The organism is Acidibrevibacterium sp. (assembly GCF_049965395.1).
In the GTDB taxonomy this organism is placed as follows: Bacteria; Pseudomonadota; Alphaproteobacteria; order Acetobacterales; family Acetobacteraceae; genus Acidibrevibacterium; species Acidibrevibacterium fodinaquatile.
This window is the reverse complement of record NZ_JBMFWJ010000015.1, coordinates 58173-66154: the sequence shown is the minus strand read 5'-3', so window position 1 is coordinate 66154 and position 7982 is coordinate 58173. Positions and strand designations below refer to the sequence as shown.

Sequence of the window (7982 nt, the reverse complement as noted above, 5' to 3'; positions counted from 1 at the left end):
GGGCCGTGTCTCAGTCCCAGTGTGGCTGATCATCCTCTCAGACCAGCTACCGATCGTCGCCTTGGTAGGCCTTTACCCCACCAACAAGCTAATCGGACGCAGGCTCCTCCTCAGGCGACTTGCGCCTTTGCCCCTCAGGGATCATGCGGTATTAGCCGTAGTTTCCCACGGTTATCCCCCACCCAAGGATAGATACCTACGCGTTACTCACCCGTCCGCCACTGATGGAGTTGCCCCCATCCGTGCGACTTGCATGTGTTAAGCATGCCGCCAGCGTTCGCTCTGAGCCAGGATCAAACTCTCAGGTTCATCCCAGTGCCAAACTCGCTTCCTTGCGGAAGTAAGCCAGCGACCAGAACAAACGGACCCTACCTAACTCAGCCCTGCTTTTGCCACATCCCGAAAGACACGGCAAAAACAAAACTCGAAGCGTAACTGTCAACGCATAAGAGAATACATTGATGCCACCCTCAAGCTTTGGCCAAGCAGGTAAAGTCAAACCCCTTGCGCGAAAGCCGGATCATGAATGCCGCGCGAGACGAAAATTGCTTTTCGCTCCCCGCCGCACCCAATCTGAGGGCACCGCCAACGTATCCCTTCCACTCATATTTACAAGCGTCAAAGAACAAAAACCCAGACCGTTGGACCTGCATAGTTGCAAGCCCTCCGCCCTGTCTAGCCGACTCGCGCCTCACGGCGTGAGGCAAAGAAGCTAATGGGTCGGTGCAGGAAAGTCAAGGACTGCGGCCGACCCGGTGACAGGGGGTTTAATCGGGATGCCCGGCGGCGTCAACACCCTTTTATGACCCTTTTGTGCGATTTTTTTTGCCGGTCGTTTGCCAGTCCCGAAACCAGGCGAGAAAGCGAGGGATTCCCTCGTCGAGCGGCGTTTTCGGGGCATAGCCGGTGAGCGCCGCGAGGGCGTCGATCGCGGCAAAGGTCTCGGCGACGTCGGCACGCGGCGTCGGCGCCAGGCGAATGATCGCGCGACGGCCGAGCCCGGCCTCGAGGAGCGCGATCAACCGCGTCACCGCCTCGCTGCGGTGATTGCCGATGTTGAAAAGCCGTGGTGGCGCGCCGGCCGGCGGCGGGCGATCGAGACAGCCGAGCACGCCGGCGACGATATCGTCGATATAGGTGAAGTCGCGCTTGAGCCGCCCGTCGCCGTAGACGGTGATCGGCTCGCCAGCGGCGATCGCCTCGGCGAAGGCGAAATACGCCATGTCCGGCCGCCCCCACGGGCCATAGACGGTGAAAAATCGGAGGCCGCTCTGCGGCAAGCCGAAGAGATGGCCATAGGCCGCGCTCATCAGCTCGTCGGCGCGCTTGGTCGCGGCATAAAGCGAGGTCGGCTGGTCGACGCGATCGCTCTCGGTGAACGGCAACGCCTGATTGGCGCCATAGACCGAGGACGAGCTGGCATAGACCAAGTGATCGAGTCGCGAAAGCCGCCTGGCGATCTCCAAGATCACGAGATGGCCCATCACATTGGCGCTGACATAGGCGTAAGGATCGACGAGCGAATGCCGCACCCCAGCCTGCGCCGCGAGATGGACGATGCGGCTGATCGCGGGAAACGCCGCGATTAGGTCCGCCATCGCCGCGCGATCGGCGATGTCGAGGCGGCGAAACGTGAACCCGTCCCGCGCGAGCAGCCGCGCCAGCCGCGCCTCCTTGAGCCCGACATCGTAGTAGGGGTTGAGATCATCGACCCCAACCACCCGCTCGCCGCGCGCGAGCAGCGCCTCGGCGACGTGATAGCCGATGAAGCCGGCAGCCCCCGTGAGCAGAATCGTCACGCCGGCACCGCGAGCGGGTGCGTCACCAGCCGATCCTCGAGCAATTCCAAAAGCGCATGACCGAGCGCGATATGGCATTCCTGAATCCGCGCGGTCTCGCTATCGGGCACCAGCAGCACATGATCGCAGAGCTCGCGTGCCGGCAGCCCGCCCCCCCCAAGCAGCCCGACGGTGACGATCCCCATCTCGCGCGCAGCCGAAAGCGCGCGGCAGACATTTTCCGACCGCCCCGACGTGGTGATGCCGAACAGCACGTCGCCGCGCCGGCCGAGGCCGCGCAGCGACCGCTCGAACACCTGCGCGAAGCCGTAATCATTCCCCCCCGCGGTCAGCGCCGCCGGATCGAGTGTCAGCGCCAGCGCCGGAATCGATGGCCGCTCCACCTTGGGGCGCAGGCGGATCAGCATCTCGGTCGCGAGATGCTGGCTGTCGGCAGCGGAGCCGCCATTGCCGCAGAACATCAGCTTGCCGCCGCCGCGGAGCGACACTTCTGCCGCATTCACCACCGCGACCACCGCAGCCGCCATCTCGTCGGCGATTCTGAGCTTGAGCGCCGCCGAGCGCCGTAGCATCGCCGTAAATCGTGCCTGATCGTCCATGTTTCGTCGCCTCTCGCGCGTTTCGACGTTAAGGGGTCAGCCTTGACAATTCCTTGATTGCACGACGCCGCCGTCCAAGGTAGTGGCCTTTCTCCTCATCGAGACCCGCATCATGCGTCATTTTCCGATCTTTCTCGATCTTGCCGGGCGTCGGGCGCTGGTCCTCGGCGAGGGCGCGGCCGCCGCGCGCAAGGCCGACGCCTTGGCCGAAGCCGGTGCCACGGTGACGCGGGTGGCCCGCTTCGCCCCGGCCCGCTCCGCCCAAGATTGTCTCGCCGGGGTTGCGATCGCGATCGGCGCCGAGGCGCCGGAAACCGATCTCCAAGCTTTGTCCGAGGCGGCGCAGGCGCTCGGCATTCCGGTCAACATCGTCGATCGTCCGGCGCTTTCGAGCTTCATCATGCCGGCCCTCATCGATCGCGACCCGCTGACCATCGCCATCGCCTCCGGCGGCGCGGCACCGGTGCTCGCGCGCCAGCTCCGCGCCAAGATCGAGGCGCTGATCCCGCCGGCCTATGGCCGTCTCGCGGCGTTTCTCGGGCGGGCGCAAGGCGAACTCCGCCGCCGCTTCCCCGATCTCGCGCAGCGCCGGCGGCTGATCGAGCGTCTGCTTGGCGGCCGGGTTGCGGCGCTGGTCTTCGCCGGGCGCGAGGCCGAGGCCGAAGCCGCGCTCGCCGCCGAACTCGCCGCGAGCGACACCGGCGCCGACGGTGCCACCCCGGGCATGGTGTTCCTGGTCGGCGCCGGGCCGGGGGCGGCCGATCTCCTCACGCTCCGCGCCCAGCGCCTGCTCGGCGAGGCCGATGTCATCGTCCATGACCGCCTGGTCGGCGACGAAGTGCTCGCGCTCGCCCGGCGCGATGCGACGCGGATCTTCGTCGGCAAGGCGCGCGCGCATCACTGCCTGCCGCAGTCCGAGATCAATGCCTTGCTCGTCGGCTTGGCGCGGGCGGGGAAAAAAGTGGTGCGGCTCAAGGGCGGCGATCCTTTCATTTTCGGCCGCGGCGGCGAGGAGGCGGAAGCGCTGGCGGAAGCCGGCATCGCCTGCGAGATCGTCCCCGGCGTCACCGCCGCCCTCGCCTGCGCCGCCGCCGCCGGCATCCCACTCACGCATCGCGACGCCGCGCGCTCGGTGACGCTGCTCACCGGCCATGGCAAGGAGGGGGTGATCGATCTCGATTTCGCGGCCCTCGTTCGCCTCGGTGGCACGCTCGCGATCTACATGGCGATCACGGCGCTCCCGCGCCTCGCCGCCGGCTTCGCCGCCGCCGGCCTCGCGCCGGAAACCCCGGCGGCACTGATCGAGCGCGGCGGCACACCGGCCGAGCGCCGGCTTTTCGCGCCCCTTCCCGAACTCGCCACGCGCGCCCCGGCCTGGTCGAGCGGCGGGCCGGCGCTGCTGCTGATCGGTCCCGCCGTCGCCCGCGCCGGCACGGCGACGCGCGAGGCGGCGGCGGATCTCACCGCGATGCTCGCGTGAACTTGACTAACGCCCGGTCTCACAAACACCCCATATCACGCTAGACTTTGGTGATCCCCTCACGCAGACGGAATTTCGCTCATGGATGCTGGCCCGATCCCCTCCTCCCCCGCGCCACGCAGCCGCTGGCGGCCGGAAGGATGCGATCAGATCGCCCTCGTGCTGCAAGGCGGCGGTGCCCTCGGCGCCTATCAGGCCGGGGTCTATCAGGCGCTGCACGAAGCCGGGCTGGAGCCCGACTGGATCGCCGGGGTCTCGATCGGCAGCATCAACGGCGTCATCATCGCTGGCAACCCGCCCGAGCGGCGGCTGGAGCGGCTCGAGGAATTCTGGGACACCATCACCGCGCGCCCAGTGGTGCCATTTCTCGACCATCGCCTGCTCGATGGCGATTTGCCGCGCCGCGCTTTCCATGGCCTCTCCTCCAGCCTCGCGATGACGCTCGGCCAGCCCGGTTTTTTCACCCCACGCGTGCCCAATCCCTGGCTCGCGCCCCGCGGCGCACGTGGCGCGACCAGTATTTATGACACCGCGCCACTCCGCGCGACGCTGGAGCGTTTGGTCGATTTCGATCTCTTGAACAGCCGCGCCGTGCGCTATGCCGCCGGCGCGGTCAATGTCGCAACCGGCAATTTCTATTTCTTCGATAGCGCCCATCAGGAAATCGGCCCTGAGCACGCGATGGCGAGTGGCGCGCTGCCGCCGGCCCTCCCCATGGTGCGCATCGGCACCGATTTCTATTGGGATGGCGGCGTGGTCTCGAACACCCCGCTGCAGCATCTCCTCGACCATGCCGGTAGCAGCAATCTCCTGGTATTCCAGGTCGATCTTTTCGGCGCCCGCGGCCCGGTGCCGCGCGATATGTATGACGTCCTCGCGCGGCAAAAAGACATCCAATATTCCAGCCGCACCCGCATGGTGACCGATATGTTCATGCGGCTGCATCGCGATAAAATGATGATGCGTCAGCTTCTGGCCAAAATCCCTGAAGAAAAACTCGACGAGTCGGAAAAGAAGCTCAAGAAGGAGCTTTCCAGCCTGCCGGAAATCGCCATCCTGCACCTGATCTACCAGCAAAAGGCGCATGAATGCGAAAACAAGGATTATGATTTCAGCGCGTCCTCGATGCGTGACCATTGGAAATCCGGCTACCGCGACACCCGCGCCACCCTCCAGCACGAGGATTGGCTGCGCATGCCGAGCGAGGAGCAAGGCATGGTGATGCACGACGTGCATCGGGCCATGGATTGACCTTCTTTTCTGAATGATCGGAAGAAGGCGCCGCGGCATTGCCGTTTGGCTGTTGCTGCTGGCTTGGCCCGGCTTTGTCGTTGTCGCTCGGGCGGCGCCGCGGACCATCGCGGTCGCGCCGGACAACACCGATATCGGCTTTCGCCTTTATCTTTTCGGCTTCGTCCCCCTCGATGGGCATTTCACCCGCTTTGTCGGCAGTCTCACGGTCGATCCCGCCGATTCCGGCCATTGCCGCGTCACCGTCCGGGTTGACACCGCGAGCCTCGTCATGCCGAACGCGGAGGCGCTCAAGGTCGCGCTCGGTGCCGATTTCCTCGATGCCGTCGATTTCCCAACCCTCGCTTATGACGGCGCCTGCCGCGCGATCCAAGGCGCGCCGCCTCGGCTCGAGGGGGTACTCATGATGCGCGGGCGCACTGGACCGCTTGCTTTCTCACTGCAGCCGGGCGGCGCCGCCTTCGAGGTCAGCGCCGTTCTCCACCGCGCCGCCTGGGGCATGGGCGCCCATCCGTTGCTTGCCGGCGACACGATCCGGCTTCGTGTCACGACCCGGCTTTTACCCTCGGCCCGGGACGCCGCGCATTGACCATCGCGATTATCGCCGATCTGGACACGACTCGGCGATAAGGGATAGAGAGCGCCAGCATCAGGATAATTTTTTGACTTCCAAAAATGCAGAAAAAACACTTTTGCCGGTTAGATAGTGACCGCGCCACTGTCCTTCCCAAGAAACGGAAGAAAAGTTTTTTGGTTCTTTTTTTCAAAAAAGAACGCCTTTCTTGTCTTTTTACCTCGTGACGACAGAAACCGGAACGCAGCATGAGTGATCTCTTCTCGGCCCTTCCTCCTTCGCCGCGCAAGGCCACGGCCGCGAAGGCGACCGACGAGGCCGCCGATTACTCGGCGCGCGACATCGAGGTCTTGGAGGGGCTGGAGCCGGTGCGGCGTCGCCCCGGCATGTATATCGGCGGCACCGATGACGTGGCCCTGCATCATCTCGCAGCCGAAATCCTCGACAACGCCATGGATGAAGCCGTCGCCGGCCATGCCAGCGCCATCGATGTGACACTGGCCGCCGGCAATTTCCTCACCATTCGTGACAATGGCCGCGGCATCCCGGTCGATCCGCACCCTAAATTCCCGCGCCTCAGCGCGCTCGAGGTCATCCTCACGACGCTTCATTCCGGCGGCAAATTCAACGGCAAGGCGTATGCGACGGCTGGCGGGCTGCATGGCGTCGGAAGTTCCGTCGTCAACGCGCTGTCGGCGGAGTTCGAGGTCGAAGTGGCGCGCGAGCGCACGCTTTGGAAGCAGCGCTATGCCCGCGGCAAGCCACAAACGCCGCTCGAAAATGCCGGCCCCGTGCAAAATCGCCGCGGCACTTTGATCCGCTTCCGCCCGGATCCGGAGATTTTCGGCGCCCTCACCTTCAGCCCGCTGCGGCTTTACCGGCTTTGCCGCTCGAAAGCCTATCTCTTCCGCGGCGTTTATCTGCGCTGGCGCTGCGACCCTAGCCTCCTCACCGGCGAGGCCGCCGAAGTCCCGGCCGAGGCCGAACTGCATTTCCCCGGTGGCCTGCGCGACAGCTTGGAGGCCGAACTCGGCGCCACTGCTTTGGTCTCGCAAATCTTCGCCGGTGAGGCCCAACTCCCCCCCCATCTCCCGGGCGTGCGCGGCGGCCGGCTGGAATGGGCACTCGCCTGGCGTGACGACGAGGACGGCTTTCTCCATTCTTACTGCAACACCATCCCGACGCCGCAAGGGGGCACGCATGAGGCCGGGTTTCGCGCCGCCCTCCTCAAGGGTCTTCGCACCTGGGGCGAGCAGCGCGGCAACCGCCGTGCCGCCCAAATCACCGCCGACGATATTCTCGCCCCGCTCTGCGCGAAATTCTCCCTTTTTCTTGCCGAGCCGCAATTTCAGGGCCAGACCAAGGAGAAACTGACCACCCAAGAGGCGGCGCGTCTGGTCGAGACCGGACTGCGCGATCATTTCGACCATTTCCTCGCCGGCGATCCGGCGCAGGCCGATCTCCTGCTCGGCCATCTCATCGAGCGCGCTGAAGAGCGGCTCCGCCGCCGCGAGGCCCGCGAGACGCCACGCAAAACCGCGACCCGGCGGCTGCGTCTCCCCGGCAAGCTCACCGATTGCGCGCGCGAATCCGCCGCCGACACCGAAATCTTCCTCGTCGAAGGCGATAGTGCGGGGGGGTCCGCGAAACAGGCGCGCGACCGCGAGACCCAAGCGGTGTTGCCGCTGCGTGGCAAGATCCTCAACGTCGCCAGCGCGTCCGCCGACAAGCTGCGGCAAAACCAGGAATTGCGCGATCTCATCGAGGCGCTCGGCTGCGGCAGCGGGTCACGCTTCGATGCCGCCAAGCTGCGTTATGGCCGCGTCATCATCATGACCGACGCCGATGTCGACGGCGCTCACATCGCCTCGCTGCTGATGACGTTTTTCTATCGCGAAATCCCCGAACTGATCCGCCGCGGCCATCTCTTCCTCGCCCAGCCGCCGCTCTATCGCCTGACACAAGGCGGCGTCTCGCTTTACGCGATGGACGATGGCGAACGCGACAAGCTCCTCAAAACCGCGTTCAAACCCGGGAGCAAAGTGGACATCAGCCGCTTCAAAGGGCTCGGCGAGATGCCCGCGAACATCCTCCGCCAGACCACGATGGACCCCAAGCGCCGCACGCTGCTCAAAGTCACCATCCCCGACGGCGCCGCCGCCGCCACCGAGGATCTGGTCGAACACCTCATGGGCCGCAAGCCGGAACTGCGTTTTCAGTTCATCCAGACCCACGCCCATGCCGTCGAGGCGCCCGATATCGATTAGTCTTGCCGCCGA

General features: G+C 65.3%; 6 protein-coding genes and 1 rRNA gene. 4 read left to right on the top strand and 3 right to left on the bottom strand.

All coding sequences use genetic code 11. The features are described 5' to 3' along the window. From ACP5M5_RS06850 to ACP5M5_RS06840, 3 genes are all read right to left on the bottom strand, one after another. A 16S ribosomal RNA gene (locus ACP5M5_RS06850) occupies positions 1–309 on the bottom strand; the annotation flags it as partial. Positions 310–800: 491 nt separating this feature from the next. Continuing rightward, a complete protein-coding gene (locus ACP5M5_RS06845; protein WP_427936363.1) occupies positions 801–1799 on the bottom strand; it encodes an NAD-dependent epimerase/dehydratase family protein in 999 nt (332 codons plus the stop codon). Continuing rightward, positions 1796–2398 (bottom strand): D-sedoheptulose-7-phosphate isomerase, encoded by a 603-nt coding sequence (locus ACP5M5_RS06840; protein WP_427936361.1) that lies wholly within the window; start codon positions 2396–2398, stop codon positions 1796–1798. The genes ACP5M5_RS06845 and ACP5M5_RS06840 overlap by 4 nt, the downstream gene beginning before the upstream one ends. 112 nt (positions 2399–2510) lie before the next feature. Here ACP5M5_RS06840 and cysG point away from each other — a divergent pair, with 112 nt between their 5' ends. The 4 genes from cysG (at position 2511) to parE (ending at position 7970) form a co-directional block, all read left to right on the top strand. Further along, a complete protein-coding gene (gene cysG, locus ACP5M5_RS06835; RefSeq protein WP_427936360.1) occupies positions 2511–3878 on the top strand; it encodes a siroheme synthase CysG in 1368 nt (455 codons plus the stop codon). 81 nt (positions 3879–3959) lie between these two features. Continuing rightward, positions 3960–5129, top strand: coding sequence for a patatin-like phospholipase family protein (locus ACP5M5_RS06830; RefSeq protein WP_427936358.1), 1170 nt, complete (start codon positions 3960–3962; stop codon positions 5127–5129). A 13-nt stretch (positions 5130–5142) separates the two neighbouring features. Continuing rightward, a complete protein-coding gene (locus tag ACP5M5_RS06825; protein ID WP_427936356.1) occupies positions 5143–5718 on the top strand; it encodes a YceI family protein in 576 nt (191 codons plus the stop codon). A gap of 233 nt (positions 5719–5951) precedes the next feature. Then, the gene (parE, locus tag ACP5M5_RS06820; protein WP_427936354.1) at positions 5952–7970 is read left to right on the top strand and encodes a DNA topoisomerase IV subunit B; all 2019 of its coding nucleotides are present in this window, start codon (positions 5952–5954) and stop codon (positions 7968–7970) included. Positions 7971–7982 lie beyond the last annotated feature (12 nt).

Excerpts from the sequence above, each read along its gene's own strand:
- cysG (WP_427936360.1), top strand. The coding sequence starts at position 2,511 with ATGCGTCATTTTCCGATCTTTCTCGATCTTGCCGGGCGTCGGGCGCTG.
- ACP5M5_RS06825 (WP_427936356.1), top strand. The coding sequence starts at position 5,143 with ATGATCGGAAGAAGGCGCCGCGGCATTGCCGTTTGGCTGTTGCTGCTG.
- ACP5M5_RS06830 (WP_427936358.1), top strand. The coding sequence starts at position 3,960 with ATGGATGCTGGCCCGATCCCCTCCTCCCCCGCGCCACGCAGCCGCTGG.
- parE (WP_427936354.1), top strand. The coding sequence starts at position 5,952 with ATGAGTGATCTCTTCTCGGCCCTTCCTCCTTCGCCGCGCAAGGCCACG.
- ACP5M5_RS06840 (WP_427936361.1), bottom strand. The coding sequence starts at position 2,398 with ATGGACGATCAGGCACGATTTACGGCGATGCTACGGCGCTCGGCGGCG.